The 22,925-nt window shown below is 60.7% G+C and carries 15 protein-coding genes and 1 pseudogene; 14 read left to right on the forward strand and 2 right to left on the reverse strand.

Annotation, left to right across the window (positions count from 1 at the left end; translation table 11 throughout):
- Positions 1–537: 537 nt before the first annotated feature.
- The 3 genes from ACZ5B4_RS00480 (at position 538) to ACZ5B4_RS00490 (ending at position 4,679) form a co-directional block, all read left to right on the forward strand.
- The gene (locus tag ACZ5B4_RS00480) at positions 538–2,331 is read left to right on the forward strand and encodes a B12-binding domain-containing radical SAM protein (protein WP_464912476.1); all 1,794 of its coding nucleotides are present in this window, start codon (positions 538–540) and stop codon (positions 2,329–2,331) included.
- Between the two features lie 84 nt (positions 2,332–2,415).
- Positions 2,416–3,066, forward strand: a complete 651-nt coding sequence (locus tag ACZ5B4_RS00485; RefSeq protein WP_464912477.1) for a CPBP family intramembrane glutamic endopeptidase — start codon at positions 2,416–2,418, stop codon at positions 3,064–3,066.
- Positions 3,067–3,275: 209 nt separating this feature from the next.
- Positions 3,276–4,679 carry a choice-of-anchor Q domain-containing protein gene (locus tag ACZ5B4_RS00490; RefSeq protein WP_464912478.1) on the forward strand — a complete coding sequence of 468 codons (1,404 nt, stop codon included), beginning with the start codon at positions 3,276–3,278 and terminating at the stop codon, positions 4,677–4,679.
- A 109-nt stretch (positions 4,680–4,788) separates the two neighbouring features.
- On the opposite strand, the gene ACZ5B4_RS00495 is transcribed toward ACZ5B4_RS00490, so the two are convergent.
- Complete coding sequence (locus ACZ5B4_RS00495) at positions 4,789–5,760, reverse strand: hypothetical protein (protein ID WP_464912479.1); 972 nt, start codon at positions 5,758–5,760, stop codon at positions 4,789–4,791.
- Between the two features lie 88 nt (positions 5,761–5,848).
- Complete coding sequence (locus ACZ5B4_RS00500) at positions 5,849–7,441, reverse strand: sulfatase family protein (protein ID WP_464912480.1); 1,593 nt, start codon at positions 7,439–7,441, stop codon at positions 5,849–5,851.
- Between the two features lie 277 nt (positions 7,442–7,718).
- On the opposite strand from ACZ5B4_RS00500, the gene ACZ5B4_RS00505 reads away from it, so the two are divergent.
- The 11 genes and pseudogenes from ACZ5B4_RS00505 to ACZ5B4_RS00555 form a co-directional block, all read left to right on the forward strand.
- On the forward strand, positions 7,719–8,504 hold the full coding sequence (locus ACZ5B4_RS00505) for an ion transporter (protein WP_464912481.1): 786 nt from the start codon (positions 7,719–7,721) through the stop codon (positions 8,502–8,504).
- Between the two features lie 178 nt (positions 8,505–8,682).
- A complete protein-coding gene (locus ACZ5B4_RS00510; protein ID WP_464912482.1) occupies positions 8,683–10,146 on the forward strand; it encodes an alpha-L-fucosidase in 1,464 nt (487 codons plus the stop codon).
- A 490-nt stretch (positions 10,147–10,636) separates the two neighbouring features.
- A complete protein-coding gene (locus ACZ5B4_RS00515; RefSeq protein ID WP_464912483.1) occupies positions 10,637–11,284 on the forward strand; it encodes a hypothetical protein in 648 nt (215 codons plus the stop codon).
- A 9-nt stretch (positions 11,285–11,293) separates the two neighbouring features.
- A complete protein-coding gene (locus ACZ5B4_RS00520; protein ID WP_464912484.1) occupies positions 11,294–12,640 on the forward strand; it encodes a hypothetical protein in 1,347 nt (448 codons plus the stop codon).
- A gap of 125 nt (positions 12,641–12,765) precedes the next feature.
- A complete protein-coding gene (locus ACZ5B4_RS00525) occupies positions 12,766–15,024 on the forward strand; it encodes a GAP1-N2 domain-containing protein (protein ID WP_464912485.1) in 2,259 nt (752 codons plus the stop codon).
- Positions 15,025–15,093: 69 nt separating this feature from the next.
- The gene (locus tag ACZ5B4_RS00530) at positions 15,094–18,108 is read left to right on the forward strand and encodes an AAA family ATPase (protein ID WP_464912486.1); all 3,015 of its coding nucleotides are present in this window, start codon (positions 15,094–15,096) and stop codon (positions 18,106–18,108) included.
- A gap of 130 nt (positions 18,109–18,238) precedes the next feature.
- Positions 18,239–19,129: a DUF4339 domain-containing protein gene (locus tag ACZ5B4_RS00535; RefSeq protein ID WP_464912487.1), complete on the forward strand. Its 891-nt coding sequence runs from the start codon at positions 18,239–18,241 to the stop codon at positions 19,127–19,129.
- A 30-nt stretch (positions 19,130–19,159) separates the two neighbouring features.
- The gene (locus ACZ5B4_RS00540) at positions 19,160–20,062 is read left to right on the forward strand and encodes a MotA/TolQ/ExbB proton channel family protein (protein WP_464912488.1); all 903 of its coding nucleotides are present in this window, start codon (positions 19,160–19,162) and stop codon (positions 20,060–20,062) included.
- Positions 20,055–20,849 (forward strand): hypothetical protein, encoded by a 795-nt coding sequence (locus ACZ5B4_RS00545; protein WP_464912489.1) that lies wholly within the window; start codon positions 20,055–20,057, stop codon positions 20,847–20,849. Before ACZ5B4_RS00540 ends, ACZ5B4_RS00545 begins: the two co-directional genes overlap by 8 nt.
- A 28-nt stretch (positions 20,850–20,877) precedes the next feature.
- Positions 20,878–21,762 (forward strand): hypothetical protein, encoded by an 885-nt coding sequence (locus ACZ5B4_RS00550; RefSeq protein ID WP_464912490.1) that lies wholly within the window; start codon positions 20,878–20,880, stop codon positions 21,760–21,762.
- A 100-nt stretch (positions 21,763–21,862) separates the two neighbouring features.
- A pseudogene (locus tag ACZ5B4_RS00555) lies at positions 21,863–22,903 on the forward strand (S1C family serine protease); the annotation flags it as partial.
- Between the last annotated feature and the right edge of the window lie 22 nt (positions 22,904–22,925).

The raw sequence follows: 22,925 nt of genomic DNA on the forward strand, positions 1-22,925 counted from the left end.
CGAATGTTTTTCCCGCAAACTGGAAAAAAATATGGCCCTGAGAATTGTCTTTTATCATTGCATTTCGGCCGACCGAACCCTATGATGATTTGATCCTTCGGCCCCTTGGCGGGGTGGGGGTGGGCCGCCTGGGCGGCGGCGTGTTCAAAATCGAGAGGGTTTGATATTCCGACGCGTCGAAAATCCTTGCGGCGACTTCTTGTTGGTTGCCCGCCTTTTTGTGCGACACGCGGCGGTTGGGGGCTCCTTGGGGAATAACGTTAGCGTGCATAGTCCCAACGATCCGGCCGACTCGCTTCGCCTCGCCGTCTCTTCCTCTGACCGCCCTCTGCGGGTAGGCTCACTTTTCCATGGTGGGCAGTTTTGCATTTGGTTGAGCGGACGTATACAATTCGCCCAATTCGGTTGTGTCATCGGTTTCGCGCGGAAATCGGGCACCAGGGATCGACGGTACGCTCGGGCCGCTTTGAATGACGGGTTGCGTATCGGGGATGCCTCCGGCCGCACGAAAGAAAGGTCTTGAAGAAGGTTAGTGAAATGGAACTTCCACGACGAGAAAAAAATGATCGTTATACCCCGGCGGGGAGATATCGGGAATTGGAACGCGAGGTGCGCGAGCGTGCCTATCGCGAGGACATTCCCACCCTCTTCATCTACGCGTTCGACAAACGGACCAGCCTGGGTCCGTTCGTCATCATCGAGAAACTGCTGATTCCGGGGTCGCCGCGGGCCGTGGCATCGGCGTTATACGCCGCGGGCTTCACGAAGCTGCGGGTGGTTATGCAGCAATGGAACCCCAATATCCGGCCGAGTCGCGCCAAGATCGACGGCCGAACGCCGGAGTTGTTGCTCGTCTCCAGCATGCAGATTCACAGTGCGCGGGCCTACGATCTGATCCGTGATGCTTGGCAGCTGGGAGAGGATCGTCCGTTGATCATCGCCGGCGGCGCCAAGGCCATCTACGAACCGTGGGATTTTTTCGGGCTGTCGGAGGACGGCTCGGTCGGCGCCGATGTGGTATGCACGGGCGAGGAATATGTCTTACTCGAGCTGTTGGATCGAGTTCTGGAGTACAAATTGCCCGGCGAGCACATGCGGCACGCCTTTGAACGGGCACGCAGCGAAGGGGCCTTGAACGGGATACCGGGCTTGGTCTTTCGTCCCGATCCGCCGGTCGGGATGCCGGAGTATCTGATCGACACCGGCATCCAGCGATTGGTGCAAGACTTGGACGAGCTTCCCTTGCCGTTCGACGCCTTTTCGCTGTTCGAGCCGCCGCATCGCCGCGAGACGCTTTCCGCGGAACCGATCCCAACCGAGAAGATGGGCGAGTATGCGAGGGTGGTTTCCGTGATCACGACCCACGGGTGCAAATTCCATTGCCCGTACTGTCCCATTCCGGGCTACAACCAGTACACGTTTCGTTGGCGGAGTCCCGAGCGATTAGTCGAGGAGTTCCTGGGAATCAAGGAGCGGACCGGAATCACGAACTTCTTCGGCACGGACGACAATTTCTTCAATAATCGGGAGACGGTGGAGGAGATTTTCACCGCGATGGCGCGGGCGACGTTCCATAATCGTCCCTTCCGCGATGAGATTCGCTTCGCCACGGAGGCCACGGAGTTCGACGTCCACAAGAACTTGGATCTGGTGCCGCTGGCTCGGGAAGCCGGTCTTCGTAGCATCTGGTTCGGCATCGAGGATCTTACGGCGGATTTGGTCAAGAAAGGCCAATCGCCGGAAAAGACGAAGATCGTCTTCAATCATCTGATCGAGCATGGGATCGCCCCCATGCCCATGATGATGCATCACGATAGGCAGCCGCTCTGGTCGTGGAGGAGCCTCCAGGGACTGTTGAACCAGGTGAACTACCTGTTCAAGACGGGCGCGATTACCTGTCAAGTGACGATGCTGACGCCCTCGGTGGGAAGCAAGGGTTACGAGCAGCCTTATCAAGACGGGATCGTGCTCAAGAGCGCGGGCGGAAAGCCGGTGGAGGATTGCCATTACGATGGGAATCACGCCATTGCGACCGGCCATTCCAGTCCGTTGGTGCGGCAACTCAACATGATTGCCGCCTATCTCGCGTTCTACAATCCCATCAACCTTTTGCGATCCCTGCCGAAGATCGATCCGCTGTGGAAGGAACGGATCGTAACACAGGTTTGGGGGATGTACGGCGTGGCGAAATCGCTGTGGAATACCGCCGGATGGCTGTGGCAATTGACCTCCGGGCCGATCGAGTATCATACGGCCCCGCCGCAACCCAAGTTCCGCTTGGTTTCGGTCGAGCCGGCCCTGGCGAGACCGGTGTTGAACGTGTTGGGTTAAAGCGAGATGTCGGACGACTCTCGGCTTTACAAATCAACGCCCAGTGTGATTCCAGTCCTGATAGCAGCTATGGTTCTGCCGGCCGTGGCTGCTTTTTTTTATTTTGTGCAAGCTCAAGCCCTCCCCGTCTTTTGGCAGCGGTCGGCGTATGCCCTGGGAAAGATCGTGTTCGCGTTGCCGCTATTGTGGCACTTCGGCGTCGAGAGGCGGCCTTTTCCGCGCCGGCCTCGCTCGGCGGCCGGGTTGGTGACCGGCTTGGCGTTCGGCGTGTCGGTCGCGGCCGCGATGATGCTTCTCTATTTCGCGGGGCTGCGAGGGACCCCGCCGTTTCAGGCCGCGGCCGAGGCTGTTCGCGAAAAGCTGATCGGCTTCGGCCTCGATTCCGCGCCGCGCTATGCGGCCTTCGGGATATTCGTGTCGCTCGTTCATTCGGCGCTGGAAGAGTACTACTGGCGCTGGTTCGTCTTCGGCCGCCTGCGAGATTTTATGTCGTTCACTCCCGCCGCGGTGATGGGGAGCCTGGCCTTCACGGCCCATCACGTCATCATCTTGGGAGTGTATTTCGGCTGGGGTTCCGTGGCGCAGGTCGTCTTTTCGGCGGGGGTGGCACTGGGCGGTTTTGTCTGGTGCTGGATCTACCACCGCTCCGGGTCCCTACTGGGACCGTGGTTAAGCCACGCCTTGGTCGATGCCGCCATCTTCGCGGTCGGGTATGATCTCGTCCTTGCGGGATGAGTCGTTTCCGCCGCTTCGTTGAACCGCAATCCCCTTCAATTGGAACGGATCACGTGAGCCGCGCCTTGGGTGGCGACGTGCCCCACGCAGGCGATTATAATGGCGGCATGTTCGCGAGGGTCGCGCCGAACCGTATCCGGCGAACACGGGCGACGTGAGCGACGGCCAGCAAGATGTCCCCCCGGTTTTCCATCCCAAGGAAGCTCCCGATGATCCACTCTTGCCCTATTCTGCGATCTTGCGCGGGCGTCATGCTGGTCATGTTTCTCTCGGCGCTATCCGCGCAGTCGGCGGAATTCTACGTTGATCCGCAACAAGGCGATGCCGCCAATGACGGCAGCAAGGATCGCCCCTGGAAGAGCCTCCAGGACGTGTTCGACCGCGGTTGGATCGAGACCCGCGATTGGGAGTCGCTGCCGTATAAACCCGACGCCGCCTTGGTGCCCAGGCATGAGGGGGCGCCGATCCGGCCGGGAGATACGATCTGCTTGCGGAGCGGCGATTACGGCGACCTCGTCATCCGCAGCCATTACAACGCGGATTTCATCACGATTCGGGCGGAGGACGGTCACACGCCGCGATTTCGCAGTATTCGCATTCAGTCCGCCTCGCATTGGATTCTCAAGGGCTTGCACGTAAGTCCCGAGTACGGACAAGGCGAAAAGCCGCGGACCATGATCTTCCTAGAATCGCACGGTTGGCGGGGACCCGTTCACGATATCGTGGTCGAAGATTGCCGGCTCCAATCGGCGGCGGATACCTCGCGGTGGTCGGCCGAGGATTGGAATCGGCGGGCCTGCGACGGGATCACGGCCAACGGGGCCCGGATCACCGTGCGGCGGAATCGCCTCAAAAACGTCGATTTCGGCATCTCCATTGGCGGCCCGAACGGTCTCGTCGAGCACAATGTCGTCGAGAACTTCGCGGGCGACGGGTTACGCGGTCTGGGGGACTACGGTGTTTTTCAATACAACCTGGTCAAGAACTGCTACGACGTCAATCAAAACCATGACGACGGATTCCAAAGTTGGTCCGCGGGGCCGGGCGGCGTAGGCACCGGGCAGGTCAAGGGCATCGTCCTCCGCGGCAACGTGATCATCAATTACGAGGATCCGAACCAGCCGCATCGCGGCACCCTGCAAGGCATCGGTTGCTTCGACGGTATGTATGTCGATTGGGTCGTCGAAAATAACGTCGTCTTCACGGACCATTATCACGGCATCACGTTCGGCGGTGCGGTGAATTGCAGAATCGTCAACAACACGGTGATCGATCCCAACGACCGCCGGCCGGGCCCCGCCGCCGTCCGTATCGGAAACCACAAGAACGGCACGCCGTCGCGCAACTGCATCGTGCGCAACAACCTGGCTTCCGCGCTCAACGTTCGCGGGGAAGGCATGATCGTGGATCATAATCTGATCGTGGGCGATCCGGCCGAAATATTCCTCGATTTCGCGAACGCGGATTTTCGTTTGCGGGCGAAGTGTCCCGCCGTGGACGCCGGTGTTGCCGAGGGCGCACCGCCGGTCGATATCCGCGGGACGGCTCGCCCGCAAGGCGACGCCGTGGACATCGGCGCTTTCGAGAGGACGGAAGAACCGCCGGCAAGCTGACGGCGGCGGGGCCGTGATTCGAGCGACGTCGGCGGCGACACGGTCCAGGCCGGTGGACGACCCTTGGTTCCTGTGCGGCGGCATCGGCGCGCCCATCAACCGGTGCTCATCAGGGTTCCTTGGTCCAGGCCAGGCGGGCGACGGCGATTCCTTTCAGGCTCGGAAGCAAGGCGGCGACGAAGTACTCTCCTTGGTGCCGTAGAATCTCCGGCGCGGCGATGGGCAACGTGCATACGAAGTGATCCTCGTCGCGATCGACGCCGAAGTCCAGCGGATCGTGCGAGAAGTACACGCTCGTTTGCGCATTCTCGCCGTAGCGTTGCGTGCGAAATAGGTAATAATTTTCGGGGCTCAGTTCCACGACGAACGGGCACTCGGCCGAATAAGGCCCATCGCCCGCTCGCCCGCCCCCGGCTACGATGCGTGCCTCGCTCCATTCCCTCAGGTCGAGTGAGGTGCGGCAATAGACGGCCCCACGGTCGTTGGGATGGGCCGTGTAGTAGCAGTACCACCGATCACCCACCCGCAGGACCATCGGGTCTCTGGAATTGCCGGACGCGTCGCCGAAGAGGCCGGCTCGGCCCTCGCGGTCGAGAATACGGCGAAAGGCCTTTCCGTCGCGGCTTTCGGCGGAGCAGATGACGGTCCATCCGCCGTAGAACATCAGGTAGCGTGAGTCATGACGGAACACGAACGGGGCCTGCAAGCCGCCCTCCTCCTCTCCAACGGCCGGGTCGGCCCGCATGGCGATTCCCATCGGCGTCCAGTTCGCATCGGTCAGCCGCGAGCCTTGCCATCGATAAAAGAGGCGAGTCTTTCCGGCCTCTTTCGTTTTGCGAATGCACGACCAAAGCTGCCATGTGCCGTCGGCGGCTTGCCAAATACCGAAATCGACCGGTTGTTGATTCTCACCGGTCAGTTCGCGCAAGTCGGGGTTGCCGGCGATCTGCCACCGCGCGCCCACGATCCGGGGCTGAAGAGGCCCATCGTCCGCGCGGGCCGCGTGATGCAGCATCGGTTGGAGGCCGTAGCCTAAAACCAACAGTAACGCGACACGGATGAAGCTACGCATGGACTTCATGAGGGTGGTTCCTGTCTTGCACGCTGAGGATTGCGGGAGCCGCCTCCACGCACGTCGGCCGTGGAATAAACGAACCGCATGTGAACGCTCAGGGATGGCGGCGTACCTTCACGTCGTTTTTTTGGCGAGGGCCGGGCGTACTGCGGCCTTCGACGATCAGCCTCTCCAAGAGCGATTGCATGGCGGTGACTCGCTCGGGATGTTGATCTGCCAGGTTGGTCGTCTCGCCCGGGTCGGCAAGAAGGTCGAACAACTCGGGGGGCTTGGAGAGGATCAATTTCCACCGCCCGTCGCGTATTGCGGGCACGCCTCCGCCGCTGCAACTGACGGCGTGCGTTCGCACCGCACGATCATCCCCGCGAAACAGCGGAAGCAAGCTGATGCTGTCCTCGCCGGCGTTGTCGGGGACGGGTACCCCCAGCACTTCAGCCAACGTGGCAAAGATATCGGCTTGGTGGACGAGTTGGTGGCAGACGCCTCCGGCAGCAATGGTGCCGGGCCGGCGCACAATCAACGGCACGCGGTGGCCCCCTTCGTAGGCCGAGAATTTGTATCCGCGAAAGGGGCCGCTCGAATAGTGGCCCATGCTCTCCAGCTCCGACGCGCCGGTATATTCCGCCTTGCCGTTGTCGCTGGTGAAAATGACCAAGGTGTTCTCAACAAGGCCGGCTTCGTCCAAGGCCCGAAGCACTTCGCCCAAGGCGTGATCAGTTTCCATGACGAAATCGGCGTAGACGTTCAGCCCGCTTTTTCCCCGCCACTGCGGATTAACCGCCAACGGTTCGTGAGGTGAAGTCAAAGGAAAGTACAGCAGGAACGGTTGACCTTGTGCTGCGCAACGCCGGATGAACTCGCACGCCCGGCGTGTGATGGTGGGAAGGACCGGCTCGAACTGCCAACCTTCGACGGCCGGTCCGGGCTGGGATGCCATCTTCGGCTGGGAGTTGAAGAAGCGAGCAGGTAACAGCACATTGGGAACTCCCACGGTGCGATCATTATCGATGAAACAAAACGGGGGCCAGTTAGGAACATCCGTGCCGAAGTATTCATCGAATCCCCGTTCGGTCGGACCGCCTGGGATCCGGTTGCCGAAGACGCGCCGCCAGCTCGCTTGCTGCTCTTCATTGGACGCCGGCGGCTCATTTTGATTGCGAGGGAGGCGAAAGTATTTCATTTCCTCCGCGGGGATGGGCCAATCCCAGCCCAAATGCCACTTGCCGAGGCACGCGGTTCGATAACCCCGCTGCTTCGCCAAGGTGCCGATCGTCATCCGGTCGGGAGCGATGAGAGGCTCTCCGAACACGCCGACGATGCCTGATTGCAGTCGCGTTCGCCAATGATAGCGGCCGGTGAGCAACGTATAACGAGAGGGCGAGCAGACACTGCTGCTCGAATGGGCATCGGTGAAGCGCATTCCTTCGCGCGCTAGGCGATCCATGTTGGGAGTGGGAATCTTCCCGCGATCGGGATTGTACGCGGAGACGTCTCCATACCCCAGGTCGTCGGCGTAAACGATCACGATGTTGGGCGGGGTGCCGGCCCCCTCGCCTTGGGTCGCGGCAGGGCAGGAATATGCGATACCCAGACCGACCGCCGGAATCAAGAGAAATACGGCGATTTGCGTCCGCGCGGCTCCACGAAGCCTCGGGGACATCCGCCGATCCCGGATTGTTTTGCACATGACGCGGCTCCTTTACGGTTCACTCGCAAGACGGCCGATTCCCCGCGTGGTTTTCGCCCGTCGCAGGTTCGATCCAAGGGCGCAACCCTCGGATCGTCCCAGCCGGCACACGGGACTGGAGCACACCGGCACGCGAACGGCACGAAGTCCCCGTGAATAAGACACGGACAGTCGCCCTCTGGGCCGCTTTCGTGATTCTCAGGCGATGCCACCCCAAATATACTGAGGGGGGCGCGCGAAAACCATACGACGAACCGAGGAAAAGGAGGGTGCCCGATTGCGAAAGCGCATCTGGGAAGTCATGGAAGCGGCCAAGCCCGGTGATATCGCCAGCCGTCTTTTCGACGTAGTAATCGTAACGGTCATCGCTCTGAATGTGATCGCCGTAGTTATGGGGTCGGTGCCGTCGATCCAACTGCGGTGGGGCAAATACCTTGAGGTATTCGAACGGGTATCGGTATTGCTCTTCAGCCTCGAATACATCGCGCGGCTCTGGTCCTGCACGGCGGATCCGCGCTTTGCCGGGGCGATTCGCGGACGCCTTCGCTGCGCGCTTTCGCCGATGGTGATCATCGATCTCTTGGCCATTCTTCCGTTTTATGTGCCCTTTATTACCGGCGATCTACGGGCGCTCCGGGTGCTGCGCATGCTTCGCATATTCCGAGTATTCAAGTTGGGAAGATATTGGTCCTCACTGATGGTTATAAGAGACGCGATCCGGGCCAAGAAGGAAGAGCTGATATTGACATTGGTCATGATGATGTTGTTGCTGGTGGTGGCGGCGACCCTTTTGTACTATTGCGAAAATGAAGCGCAGCCGAATGCGTTCTCGAGTATTCCAGCGGCAATGTGGTGGGCGATAGCAACGCTGACAACCGTCGGTTACGGCGATATATATCCGATAACGGTCCCGGGGCGATTGCTGGGAGGTGTGGTGGCGATCATGGGTATCTTGATGTTCGCGCTCCCCACCGGCATTCTGGGAGCCGCCTTTGTCGAGGCGGTCCAAAAGAAAAAGCAGTCGCCGCGGAGGTGCCCTCATTGTGGGAAACTGCTATCCTGAGCAACGTCGGCTTTGGGAATGATCTCCTTGAGAGCGCAAACTACGCTGGATGTGCGGATTCGGACCGGCCATTCCTGGAAGGAGGCAGGGGCAGCCGAACACCGGCAACGGGATGGCCGAGGAAAAGGCGGACGCAAAGGGTCACCGAGGACGACTCCGGAAGGGAGGAGGCATTGAGATGGCGAGATGTGCGACGGCGGCGGTTGTCGTCTTATCCTTGGCGACATCGTTGTGCGGCCAAGAACGGGCGCCTCACAAGACGGACTGGTTCGCGGAGGCGAAGTACGGAGTCTTCGTGCATTATTTGAATGGTTTGCAAAACAACCCGGACCATGTCGCGAGTTTGAATCGTCGGACGACATGGGATGAGTGCGTCCATGAGTTTGATACGGAACGGTTCGCCGAAAGGATGAAAGAGGCCGGCGCAGGTTACGTGATCTTCACGGTCATGCAGGGAGAGCGTTTCATGATCGCGCCGAACACCACGTTCGACAAACTCACGGGTTACCAGCCGGGCGAGGCGTGCGCCACGCGGGACTTGATCGAGGATCTGTACCAGTCGCTCAGGAAAAGCGATATTCCGCTCATGCTGTACTGGACGGGCGACGGGCCGCGGCGGGATCCCCAGGCGGCCCAAGCCCTGGGATTCGCCGGCGAAGGGGCCGTTTCCACGGAATTCGTGACTAAGTGGGCCGACGTGGTCAAGGAATACGGTCTTCGTTACGGCGACCGAGTGAAGGGTTGGTGGGTGGACGGATGTTATCCGTGGATCGGCTACGACGAAGATAAGCTCGCGATTCTCGCCCAGGGGCTTCGCGCCGGATATCCCGACCGCATCGTGGCCTTCAACCCGGGCGTGGAGGAGCGCGTTCGCCCCTATTCCAAGCACGAAGATTTTACGACCGGTGAGCAGAATATCTTTTTTGATTGGCCGGCCTCTCGCTTTGTGAACGGCGAGCAGTGGCACCTGTTGGCCTATTTGGGCTGCGGTTCCGACGGTACCGGTTGGGCCCAGCCGGGAACGAAAATGGGCAAATGGGCACTGGGTGAGTATGTCCACATGGTTACCAGCGCGGGTGGAGTGGTTTCCATCGATGTCGTGCTCTATCGGGACGGCGATGTGGACCGATCCCAATTGGAAATCCTCAAGTCGCTGCGCGGCACTTTGGCGGAGAGAGCACGAGACTTGGATGCATGGCGGGAGGGCCGCGCCGTGCCGGCCGCTAACAAGGCCTGGCACAAACCGACGCGAATGCTGAACGTCCACGGAGGATATCCGTTGGGGCCGTCCGCAGGCTTATTTCACCCTTGGAACGGAGTGGACGGCGATCCCCGCACGTGGGCCCAGGCCGGCGGAGAATGGGCGTGGGCCTATGACGTGCATCTCATCCACGAGGAAAATGTGCGACGCATCGTCATCCACTTCGGACCCGGCTTTGCGACCGAATTCGACGTCCTGGCCTCTCTCGACGGCGATGCTTGGACCACCCTGGGCACGTTTGCGGACCAGACGGGGGGAAGCGTCGAACTGAATTGCGAGCTGATTCAGGCGAAAGTCATCCGCATCCGCGGACTCAAGCCTGACGGGCCGAACCAACGCGGCGGCCAGATGTCGATCGCCGAGGTGGAAATCTACGAATAGCGCCGAATTTATCGGCTCTGGTGATCTTCGTGTTTTGGGAAGAGTGTGGAAAATCGCCATAATTGGGAAATGCGGCGAAGCCTTCCCAAAAGACCGCGCGAAAGATAGGGGCGCCGTTTCTCCCGCCCGGCCACCCCGCCATAGTTACGCTCGGCCCGCGTTCGAGGGCTGCCGGCCGTTCGAGATAATCCCTACTCTGTCTGGTTCTTCCCTTTTCTCCGGCTTAAAATACCTGGTGACTCCGCCTGCGTTGGACTCCGTTGCCCGCCCGTACGGAGACAATATACCGGTCTCATGAGCGGCTCCCGAATCGGCGGGGTTGGACTTAGGTTGTCCAATCACGCAAGTACGATACGTGTTGATGCCCTCTTCGAGCTTCCCGGCGATGAAAGGGGCCTTCGCATGCAGGATGGATGTCGTCAGAGTTCTTTCGGAACCTTCGTGTTTGCCGAGACGGACCCTGCGTGTTTTTCGCAGTGAAGGGGTAGTTATGCGAGTACCAGCGGCAATTTCCGTGATGGTGGTTCTGGCGGCCGTCTTTGGTTGCCTGTTGTGCGTGGGCGGGTGTCGCCGGCCGAGCAATCCCGGGGCCGATACAACGGCCGCCGAGGAAGCTTCGCCGCGGGATAGCACCGCCCATCCTCCGGCGGCGGATTCCGGAGAATCCAGTGAGTCGCGGAAGGAAGCGAAGTCATCGGCCGATTCATCCCAATCCGACGGCCAAGAGGGCAGCGGCAATCCAACACACGGCCAAGGGCAAAACACGGACGCCGGTGCGGCGGCCGGGGGCGGAACGGGCGAGTCAGCTTCCGGCAGTCGCGGAGGGAAAGGGGCATCGGGGATACCCGGATCGGACGCCGGGCTAGGAGCGTCGCCCGCCCCGTCGGGCCAATCCTTGCCCGGTCGCAAAGCCGCGGTGCAACGGGCGCGCGATGCGATCGCCCGGGCCGCCGGCAGCAATGCTCAAGGGGGCTATCGGGAGTTGGTCGAGGCCTGGCAAGGCCTTCAAGGCTTTGTCGAAAACGACGCCGAGTCGGCCGAACTGGCTGCACGACTGCTGAAGGAGATGGAACGGTTGGGCGCGGGGCTTGATCGAACAAAGAGGCCGGCCGCGGACAGGCCGCTGATCGCGAGGTGAGGACGCCCGATGAGTTTTGCACAACAGCGGAATAGTCCCTTGCGTTCCAAGGTGGTGTGCCCGCATTGTTGGCACGCCTTTGCCGTGTACGACGTGCTTTATATCGCCGGTCACCCGGACTTGTTGGGAGATCCGAGGCTGGGTTCCGAGCATCCACCGCGGTTCCTGCCGACTCGATTCACCCCGGACTGCGCCGCCTTGGATATCAAAGGAATGCCCTGCCGGCGTCTGGCGTGCCCTCGATGCCATTTGGAGATTCCCCGCGCCGTCATCGAATTAAAGCCGCGCGTGGTGTCCATAATCGGGGCGCCGGCCTGTGGAAAATCGTATTTCATCACGGCCCAATCGTGGTCTTTGCGCACGGTGTTGGCCGGGCAGTTCCGGGTCGCCTTCGCCGATGCCGATCCGCTCATGAATCAGAGATTGAACGACTACGAGTCGCTGCTCTTCTTAAATCCGGACGACGATGCGATAGTGGAATTGCCGAAAACCGAGACTTTCGGCGAGTTTTACAGCAGCGTCCTCTTCGGCGGACAAGCCGTGTATTATCTCAAGCCGTTTCTATTTACACTCAAGCCGACGGCGGACCACCCGAACGCGCGAGGCGCATCGCAATTGGGACGTGTGTTGTGTGTATACGATAACGCGGGCGAGAGCTTCTTGCCGGGGCAGGAGAGTATTGCGCGGCCGGTGACGGGACATCTGGCCGCGTCCGATCTGCTGCTGTTCTTATTCGATCCCACGCAGGACGTCCGCTTCCGCCGCGCCATTTCCGCCGGTGCTTTAGGCGATCAAGACGTGGCGGCCGCCATCAAGAACCGGCAGGCCGCGTTCCGGCAGGAATCCGTACTGAACGAGGCCGCACAGCGGATCGCTCGAAGCTACCGCTTTGCAGATAAGCGGCTTCGCCCGCCCCTTGCCGTCGTGGTAACGAAATTCGACGTTTGGCGGTCGCTGTTGGGGGTGGCGGACCTGCCGCAGGCCTGGCGCTGGATCGAAAGCATCGGTTTGGCGGGGGTCGAAACGCACGCGATCGAGGCGGTCTCGCGCCGCGTGCGGGCCATGCTCATGCAATGGACGCCCGAGGTCGTTAATACGGCCGAAGACCTTTGCGATCGCGTGATTTATATTCCCGTCTCGGCGACCGGCACCGCTCCCGTCTTCGACGAGGCGCGCAACACCTGGGGCTTTCGCCCCGGTTCCTTGAAGCCCATTTGGACTGAAACGCCGTTGCTGTACTACTTGGCGAAATGGGAGCGCGGAATCATTGGAAGCACGCGGCCGCGGAGATCTTCCGCCGTCCCCGGCGACGGACTGAAGCCTCCCCCGGCCGATCAGCCCGTTTCCGGTGGATAACCTTCGCCGAATGGCATTGAGGACGGTTCCACCCGGGATCGGCGAGGGATGCGTCGAAGATCAGGCTATTACGGCCGAAGGTGAACTGTGGAAGGGATTTCCTCGCGAGAAGGGAGACGTGGATCGTGAGTCATCAACTCTGGTATACGTCGGCCGAAAAAGGGTTATCGGCGGGTAGCCGGGGATTTTGCACGGTGAAGGCCACGCGGGGCATTCCGCAGCCCTTGGCCCAACGGTTGGAATCGCTCAGTGCCTATACCCATCTATTCTCCCCGCAAGAGAAGGGTAATCCCAGCAATCCGGTGGCGTACCATTACATCCAGCTCCGATACGGGGGACGTATCTGGTACGTATTGAGTCGGGTTTGTGATGCGGGGTTGGACTATTCGGGACGCACCAACAAGTTCGCCCATCACATCGTGTTGGATCGCGACGAGTTGCCGCCGGGCGGCCCGGCCTGGTTGATGTCCCGGCCCGGCCTTTTCGATGAGGCTTGGGACGGCGTGGTGGGCGTGGTGGACGGCCGCAAGTCGATTCCCCGGCAGGACTGCTCGCCGCGCCCTTGCATGCAGTGGCACGAGGCGGCCGGCGACGCGGGTTGGGCGGGCGTCTTGGCGGAATCGGCCCTCAATCCAAGCGGTCCGCCGGTCCACATCATCGTTCCTCTCCAGGTTTCCGTGCTTCCCTTACTAGAAGAGGCCCTGGCCCTTTTACCCCCCGACCTCCGTTGGTCCGCTCCGTTTTCCACGTATTACACTGAGCAATTTCCGGCAGACGTTTCGGTGCGATGGCGAGTAGTGATTGAGGGTACGCGCGAGGCGACTCGGGCGGCAGCGATCCGCCATCAACCGGTTATCAATCTTACCGAGCCGGGACCCGTTCCGGCTCAGCTCCATACGCAGGGTGTCGAAGCGGCAAGAAGCGGGACGCTCCTTCGCCCGGCAGTCGCGACGGCCGCCCCCGCGAAGCAGCCGGTGCCCGCACCGTTGTCCAACGAGGACGAGGCCTGGGACATGCACCCGACGATCCGGCCGATCTCGGCTGCCCCACCCCCCGGGGCGCGTGCCGCTTCCCGGCCGCCGGACCTCGGGCCGACAACTCCCCCGATCGTCGTCCCGAGGCATCATCCCACATATTCCACGAATCACCGCACCATACTCAAAGGCGTCTTGATCTCGGCGCTTCCCTTGATACTGTTCGGTCTGGTCTTGGGGGTGTCGGTGCAACGGCTGAATCTCCTGTCGAAGCTTGCCAAGACCGTTTCCATGGTGCCGGCCGGCGACAAGCAGAATACCTCCTCTGATGGTGCGGAACAAAAGGAAAACAAATCACAGGAGCAGCGGGAGAATGATTCAGGTGACCGCGGGCAGGGATCGCCCAAGTCCGAAGACGGCGGTTCTAAGTCGGATAGTGGCCGGCAAGATCAGAAAACGGCTGACCACGGTTCGCCGACAACACCGGAGCCGACAACAGCCGGCAATCAATCGCCCGAGCGCAAGCCGGAGTCTTTGGATACGCCGAGCCGTTCCGAGCCATCGCAGACCGAGTCGAAAAAGGAAGATGATCACGCAGCCGGCGATTCCGGCGACTCGGCTAGCACACCGCCCAAGAAAGCCGTCGATCCATCCCCGAAAGCCCTCGATGCAACCAAGCCGAAATGGCATGTTCGTGAGATTCCCCACGGCTTGTCAAAGTGGATCAAGCTCGGCGTCATCGAAGAGGTTCACAACGGGGAAGAGGTTCAAGACGGAGCAATGGATACTAGTAAGGACTCCTTCCATTACCTGATCGATCGCGATCGACTGATCTTTGTGGCCCGCCCTGAACTGGAAACGCAATTTCAAAGGGTTCAGATGGAGGCTGCCGAGAGCGCTATCCCGTTCTCCTTGCGATTTACGCTCCACGTCCCGGAATGGGCGATGCCTCGTGACCCGAATGAAGCAACGACGGAGGTGAAGCTGACCATAAACAAGATTGGGCTCACCATCTCCTTTTCTAAGGATGGCAAAGAGGGCTCTGCGGAGTACGAGTTAGAAGCTCCTCGGGAGATTCCATACACCTCGGACAAATCCAATCGCCTTACATTCAAGTTAAAGCCCAACGACAGTCAAGACACCTCACATCCCGGCACTGCAATGCCGGGCGTTGAATCCTTTGACTGCAATATAAAGTTCAGGGAGGGCTACGATATAAAGCGCAAGGAGGGCGAAAGGTCGGCCTTCATAATCGAAATGATTGATCCGAAAATTGGCGGGTCCGGGCCATCCGTTCGCAAAATGGAGGTCCTTCACATGGAGGGCAGGCTGGAGGTCGACATCGTGCCGGAGGAATTGGGGGGCACGCGGATTCGCGTGTTCGATCAGAAGTGGACGTACAACAAATAATCAGGCGGAATGCGAATCGTCGAGTGTGGAGGCAGACAAGGAACGGGCGATAGAAGGCAAATCCGACTCATGCGGGATTCTCAAGAACTGATCGATCTGCTGCAAGCCGTGGTCGCCGCGCCGGGCGAATGGGATCAGGGCGAGTTGGCCGAATTGGCGGCAGAGTATGCCGAGCAGTGCCGCGCCGTGAATCAGCGGATCGGAGAATGCTTTAAGCTGTTGCGGGAAGGGCAAACGGCCGAGGCAGTGCGGTGGGCGGAGTTCGAGCCGAGATTGATCGAGTGGGCGGGAACGCTCGATTTCTCCGAGCGCGAGCGTTGGGTTGCGCTGTGCCAGCTGCTGGGCATGCCGGCGCCCCCCGCCTTGCTGCACGACCGGCTGAAAGCGATCCATGATGCCTACTCCGTTTCCCCCACGCTGGAGACGCTGACACGATTGTGGCGCTATCAGAACCTGGCCCGGGCGACCGTCAGCGAACGCCTGGAAACGTTGCGGCGGCTGGCCGCTGCCGACGAGACCAACTTGACCTGGCATGACGACATTCGAGCATTCGAACAGGCATGGCTTAAAGAGATCCGGCAGGAGGTGGCCGCAGCGGTGAAGCGGGAAGACCGGGACCAACTCCTGCGGATGCGAGCGCTGATCGAATCCGCGACATGGACCGTCCAAGTGCCGCGCGAGGTGATTGAGGAGATCGACCGTTCCGTGACCGCGGTGGATCGCAACCGCATGACGGCGATGCTGGGTCAGGTCGTCGAACGCCTGGACGCGGCCTATGCCGCCGCCGACGAAGAAGGGCTGGGTGAGGCGCTCCAGGAGTTTGATGCCCTGTGCGAGGCTCTCAATCTGGAACACGACGATTCTCGTCGAATTGCGGTCGAGCCGGCCCGGGAGTGGTGGACGCAGCGCCGGCGGGATGCGGAGCAACGGCGACGTGCCGCTACGGCGGAGGCGTCCTTGGAGCGCGCTCTGGATCACCCCCAAACATTGGAACAGTTGGTGAAGCTGCACGACGCCGCCACTGCCGGAGGACGGAGCCTGCCGATCGAGCTGGAGCGGCGTTACCGGTTGGTCGTGGAGCGGTTGACGGCGGAGCGACATCGGGGGCATCAGTTGCGCATGGTGACCGCCGGCGTCGTCGCGTTGACACTGCTGGTCGCGGTATTCGCGACAACGTGGCTGATCATGCGCTTTCAGGATCGAGCGGAAATTGCGAAAAGCGTGGACGAATTCATTGCCAAAAATGAATTGCAAGCCGCGGATGAATTCGTAGCGCGTTTGAAGGAGGATCGGCCGACCGTGTTTGAATCCGCCACGGTGCAAGCCGCTTTGGCACGCTTGAAGGATGCCCATGAAAAGGAAGATGGGCGGCTGCGGGAATTCAAGAGTTTGGTCGGTCGGATCGAGGAGCGTCTCGCGAGCCCGGAGGGCAACCCCTCGAAGGAGGACGTAGAACACCTGGCCGCGCTTGCCCGATCGGATGAGGAGAAACTCGACGCGCAACGCCTGGCGGGCCGCGCCGAGGAGCGATGGCGCGATTTGGATCGCCTTGCACGGGAACGGTGGAAGGAACGGCTCAACGAGGCTACGGAAAAGATTCGTCGTCTGGAGGCGACGGACATCTCGCTGGTGACGGAGAAGGAGATCGGCGAGGTGGAAGCGGCGATCCGCGAGTTGAGTCACGACACCACGGTCCCGGAATCGCTGACGGCATCCGCTTCGCCTTTGCTGGCTCGGCTGACCGTCATCAAGAGCCGCCGCGAGGAGCTGGTGCGTAATCTACAGCGGGTACAACCCTTGATTCAGGCAATGGAACGGAGGGGGGCGTTCGAGGCCTCCCTGCGGGAGATTGCGGGAGACCCGAACAATCGATTCGCCGAGGAATGCGCCAAGACGGCCGACACGCTGCCGTGGGACGCCGTTGATGCTTGGAACGCCGTGGCCGAGCTTTGGAATTCCCGCCGCGCAGCCCCCGACCCGAATTCGGCGGCGCGGCTGCTCACGGCGGTCAATAAGATCGGATTTCCCACCGGCGGGAACGACAAATGGAACGAATTCCTGCGATCGCGATGGCTGCCCTATGTGGAAGCGGTCACGAAACGCGACCAGGCGGCCTTGCAAGCGATTCTGAAACCGTGGGAAGCGGTGATCGTCAAGCAGACTTATCGCTATTGCGAATTGGCGGACGGGCAGGAGACGATCCTCTATTCCCTCGAGGACTTGCGCGATAAGCTTTCGGCTTCCAGGACGGGCATTCCCGCGCTTGTCATGGACGACCCATTCGACGAGACGCCGGTGAGGCAGATGAAGACCGTTTCCGGGCCTGCCGTGATCTTCGCCGACATCAGTCCGCAACGCCGGCTCCGCGAAGAGTCGGATACGTTCCTGAGTGCAGTGCCGGATCAACCCGAAAACTTGGAAAAGCTGGCTTGCGATCTCCTCGTGAATATGATCCGAAACCAGGAGAAGGCGAAGGAGGACTGGGCATCGGCCGCCCGATCGGCCCAAGATTCTTCGTCTTCCGCCCGGCCGTCCCTGCGCGTCCCGGTCAACGACTATATCTTTGCCCGATTGTTCGCGGACACCGTCCTGGCGACGTCCGCTCTTAGTCCGATATTCGCCGAGCAATGGGGACCGGCTATTAATGATCTGAAAAACCAACTCCAGCGGACTCGAAAGGAATGGATGCAATATGAACCCCGTTGGGTGAGCGATTCCAACGCCGGCCCGGCAATTCCGCTGCGGACCCCGTCGCTGCGGGAGGCCGAGGCGATGGCGGCGGCCACGTTGCAATCCGTGGAAGACGTTCAACGTCCGCTGCCGGTACTTCGCTGGGTCGGATTCGTGTATTACGTCGACGACAGTTCGCGAACCCCGCGATTCTACGGTGTGAAGGATTCTTTACGTCCCAACACGATCCTCGTCGGCGTGCCCTCGCCGTCGTCATCCACGTCCGACGTGCGGGGTATTCGGATTATCGCTCGGGTCGATGAGGGATCTAGCTTGAATTGGCAGTACACGACCGTGCCCTTCGGCACGCCCATCTTCGAGTTCGGAGATGCGTCCCGGACTTCCGAGAAATGATCGGAAAGAAACGGCGAGCATCGCCGGCAAGAGAGGATGGACGACGGACGGTGCGATGATGGACGGGGTGCGACCTGGGTTTTTCCGGAGTTCAGCCGGTAGGTAGCACGAAATGCATGGGAGCGAGGGCATGTCCGGACCGGAAACGTATCACATCCGCATTCGGGGCAATGTGTTGGGGCCGTTTCGCCGAGACCAAGTTTTGAAGATGATCGAGCGTGGGCAGTTGACACGAAAGCACGACGTTTCGTGCGACGGCTCGGAATGGCGGCCTGCCGGCGAGGTTCCCGAATTGTTCGCGCCGCAGTCCTCTCCCGCGGACGACCAGGTAAGGTTGGTGGAGCCGAATGTCGTTTCTCAAGTGCCGGACGCCATGCCCGCTCAGCGGGCATCGGAAACGGTTTGGTATTACGAATTGGATGGCAGGGAGAACGGCCCCGTGCCGGTTTCTCAACTGACGCGATTGATCGCGACGGGGGTTGTCGGAGCCGATAATCGCGTCTGGACGGACGGCATGGCGGATTGGCAGCCGGTACACGCCACGGAATTGGCCGTCCATCTTCCGTCGCGCGCCGGAAGTGATGCCGCCGCGGCGGTCGGCAAATCACCTAAGCTCGATGCCGGGGAGCAAGCATTATCTCCCAAGACCATCCAACTACTGTTGGATATCGGCTTGTGGTCGGGGATTGCCGCGGTCTGTTGGAGCGTGCTTTTAGTCATCCTGTTCATCATTGGTTTCTTCGGGATGTTGTTCGCGCCGTTGGCCGGCGTCAGGGTCGCGGCCGTACTCCAGTTGTTCGGTTGCATCATGTGGTTCGTTCCGCTTGCCTATCTTTTCGCCGCGAATAAGGCCATCGGGGCGTTGAAGTATACACCGTCCGCCTCTGTTCTGGACACGGTCTTGGGCCGTTGGCGCACGTCTTATCTTTGGCAGGGCATACTCGCTTTGATTACGATCGCCGTAATTGGGATTATATGGATTGTCGTTATGGCGGCGGACGTGGACGCTTCTCGTTGGTGATTGCTCATGGTGCTCCAGGAAAGCGCGGGAATGACGATGAATCTCGACCGAGACTGGTTGTCCGCGGAGAAGGAGGCGGTGAATACTCCCTTGCGATGGCATCGCGCGGACCCCGAGCGCCGTTGGGGTCTTCGCGGGGGCCGCTATACCCGCGTCAATATCCTCTTCACGGGAGTTTTGGCGGCCATCATGAGTGCGGCGCTGTTCGGGGCATTGCTCGCCCTTCCCGATCGCTGGGCGCGTTATGCGGACATTCTCCTCCAGCGCGGGCCGACGCAATACGCCACGGTATTCTTGGCCATGTGGTCGCTCGTGTTTCTCTGGATCAAGTGGCGCAAGCTGAAGGTCCAACGAGCGGCCTTGAATTACTCGGTCACTCCCGAGCAACCCGACTTCGTGCTGTCGCCGCTCACCGCGGACGAAGTGGTTCAGCGAATCTACGCCGTGGCCGACGAGCCGCAGGCCTATCTCCTCTACAATCGCATTCTTCTGGCGCTCTCGAATCTTCGCAATCTCGGCCGGGTTACGGACGTGGACGACATCCTGCGTTCCATTGCCGAGCAGGACGAATCGGCCTTGGAGACGTCGTACAGTTTGGTGCAGGGCTTTGTTTGGGCGATCCCCGTGCTCGGATTCATCGGCACTGTCTTGGGGTTATCTCAATCCATCGGGGCGTTCTCGCAAGTCCTGGCAGGCGGCGGCGACATGAGTTCCTTGACGAACGGACTGCGCCAAGTCACCGCCGGTTTGGGCACGGCGTTCGATACGACGCTGGTGGCCCTCATCGCCGCCCTCATCATTCAAATGGGGATCACCTCGCTGCGAAAGGCGGAGTACGAGTTCCTCGAAGGTTGCTCCGAATACTGTAGCCGTTACATCGTCGGTCGTCTAAGACTGACCATGGAGGAAGCGAAGGAACCGGAACATGCGTAGAGGCGGCGGGCCCGCGATCAGCCTTTTTTCCTTTCAAGACATCATTACCTCGGTAATGGGAATTCTCCTCTTCATTGCGCTTCTCTTGGCCTTGCAGTTGGTGCAAGCCGCGGCTCGAGTGCAAGAGATCGCGACGGAAACCGGGCCGACGGACGATGAGGTCCGAAGCCTGGAACAAAAAAAGGCCGAGCTGGAGGAAGAGTTGCAGCAAATGACGCAGGCGTCGCAAGACTACCGTGAAATCTCACCGGAGGCCGCGGCGGCGCTGCGGCGGCACGTCGAGGAGTTGGCCGAACGGCTGCGAGAAATCGAGGAACGGACCGAAAAGGAGTTCGCCCGCGGAAATCAAGAAATGCGGGAGGGAGCGGATGAAATCGCGGCCATGACGCGGCAAATCGAACAATTGGATCGGGAGCTGGCCCGCGTGGATGCCGAGTTGCGTCGCGTCGGCATGATGAAGGAATTGACCTTCACCATAAGCGGTTTCGAAGATTCCAATCGCTATGTGTTGGATTTAGGACCGAACGCGTGGACGGTCATGCGTTTGAGCCGGACGGGTGATGCCGCCCTACTTCAGCGTTGGACGGGCGGCACCGCCGAGCGGATGTCGCAGGCGTTCGGCTGGTGCGATAAGCGAAGCGCCGGCGACTACGTCTTCGTTCTGGTGAGGCCTTCGGCGAGTGAGGCGGCGAGGCAGATCTTGCATTGGCTCCGCAGCCGCGGCATACCGCGAGGTTTCGAACCCCTGGGCGAAGATCAGCAATTCCATTTGATATCGGGCTCGTAAATGATCGCCCTTGCAGGAGGATGACCGAATGCGACGCGAGGCAACGGGCGACAGCCTTGAGCTGATGCTGGACACCATTTGCAACACGTTCGGTGGGATTGTTTTGATTACGATCCTTCTGGCCGTCTTGACTCGCAATTCCGTGACCTCGCGCGAACAGGAATTAAGGGACACCCTTGAGCGTCTGACGAGCGTTGCACACCGCGATCGTTTGGCCGCGGAAGTCCGGACGCTCGAAGAGAGTATCGAGGCCTTGCAACGAGCGGAAGGTGATTTGCCGCAACAAATCGCCGAACTGTTGCGAGAAAAGCGAGAGTTGGAGAAACGTGAACAAGAGATCCGTGAGCGCATCGAGGACCTTTCCGAACATGAGCGGCGGTTTGCCTTGCGAGAACAAGAATTGCACCAGGATCTCGAAGACATGCGAAACGAAGTGGAACGGAAGCGACGCGATCTGAAGACGAAAACAGAGGAACTGGCGTCGGCCAAGACGCGGGCGACGTTCAGCATCGTACTGCCGCGAGAAAAAGAAGATTATGTGGGCGGGCCCGCGTTGATCCTCCGCTACGACAGGATGTACGTCTGGCATGAGTATGATGCGCGGGGGAACAGGTTGGGATTGAATGTTGAGGAGTTTTTCGTCTTGAGCGAGGGCTTGGACGGCATCCACGTCACGCCGCGGCCGGAAAAAGGCATCCCCATCAGGCCCGAAAACGCCGCCGCCTTTGTGAATCGCATCGAAAAATGCCAGGCGGGCAGGGGTCTACACATCGGCCTGTGGCCTGATACGCATGACACCTGGCCCGTCTTTCGTGAAGCGGTCGTAAAAGGCGGTTTTCGCTATCGCGTATTACTTGTGAGTGAAGAGGGCGGACTTTTCGATCGCGGCGATGGCGATGTCTTCTTCCAGTAAGAGGCTTACCCGCAGGCGGCCGTCCTGCGAATCAGACGAGGTGGATCGCCGGCGGCGGGGCTTGATCGTAGCGAGGCATTCCGGGGAAAGGGCGGAGACGATGCCGACGCGGTTCTTCTACATCTTGGCCGAGGGTAAAGTTCGCGGCCCATTTCCCGAGAAAGGCATCGTTCAACTTGCCGACCAAGGGCGGTTGCCGGCGGATGCGCGGCTTTCTGAGGATGGGCGGACTTGGTTTGCGCCCGAGGCCGTCCTGCCGCCCGGTTCAGTGCGAACCGTAACACCGCGCGCGGAGGCCGAAACGCCCGCGGTTTGCGGTCCCCCACCTATCGCCAAAAGCATCCGAACGCAGTTTCCCGAAGTGCAGCTTCCCAAGATCGGCGGGCGAACGGCGATCATCGTGGGGGCCGTGATCTGCGGCATCATATTTTTCGCGGCGTTTTCCGCGACAGTGCGGCAGATCGCAACCGCTCGGAAGGCCGATGGCGACCTCGTGCCGCCTGGGAGGGAGGCCGGTAGCACGACGCCGGAAACGCCGGGCGACAACGGTTCGGGAGACCCACCGGTCTCGAGTCCGCCCCCCACGACAAGCTCGCCGGAGGAGGATGCTTCCGGGCCGACGGGGCCGAGTTCGGATTCCAGTCCGGCAGGGACGGTCGCGGCCTCTCGTTCGGCTCCCACCGGGCCGGCCGACTGGTTGGAGCAGGTTCAGAAGGCCACCGTCACCGTGCTCACCGACTCGGGCCTAGGCAGCGGTTTCTTTATCGACGGCCCATCGACCTATCCCGTAGTGGTGACGAATTCCCATGTGGTACAAGGTGCCGGGGCGGTGCAGGTTCGGTTGCACGACGGCAGCTTGTTCGGCGTGACGCGCGGGGCTGTTTATCCCCAATACGATTTGGCGTTCATGGAGGTCGACGGGCTGCTCCACCCGCTGGCCGTCCTTCGCTTGCGTGAGGGATTGCCGTCGCTGACCGAGAAGGTCTTTGCTTACGGCGCTCCTTTGGGGTTGACGGGGACCGTCACGGAGGGAATCGTGAGCGCGGTACGGACGACCGAGGAACTCGATCGAGTCTTGCAGAACTAAAGCGGGGAAATGACACCGTACGAGAATACCCGCTGGATTCAGACGACGGCCGCGATTTCTCCCGGCAACAGCGGCG

Source organism: Thermogutta hypogea (genome assembly GCF_055386265.1).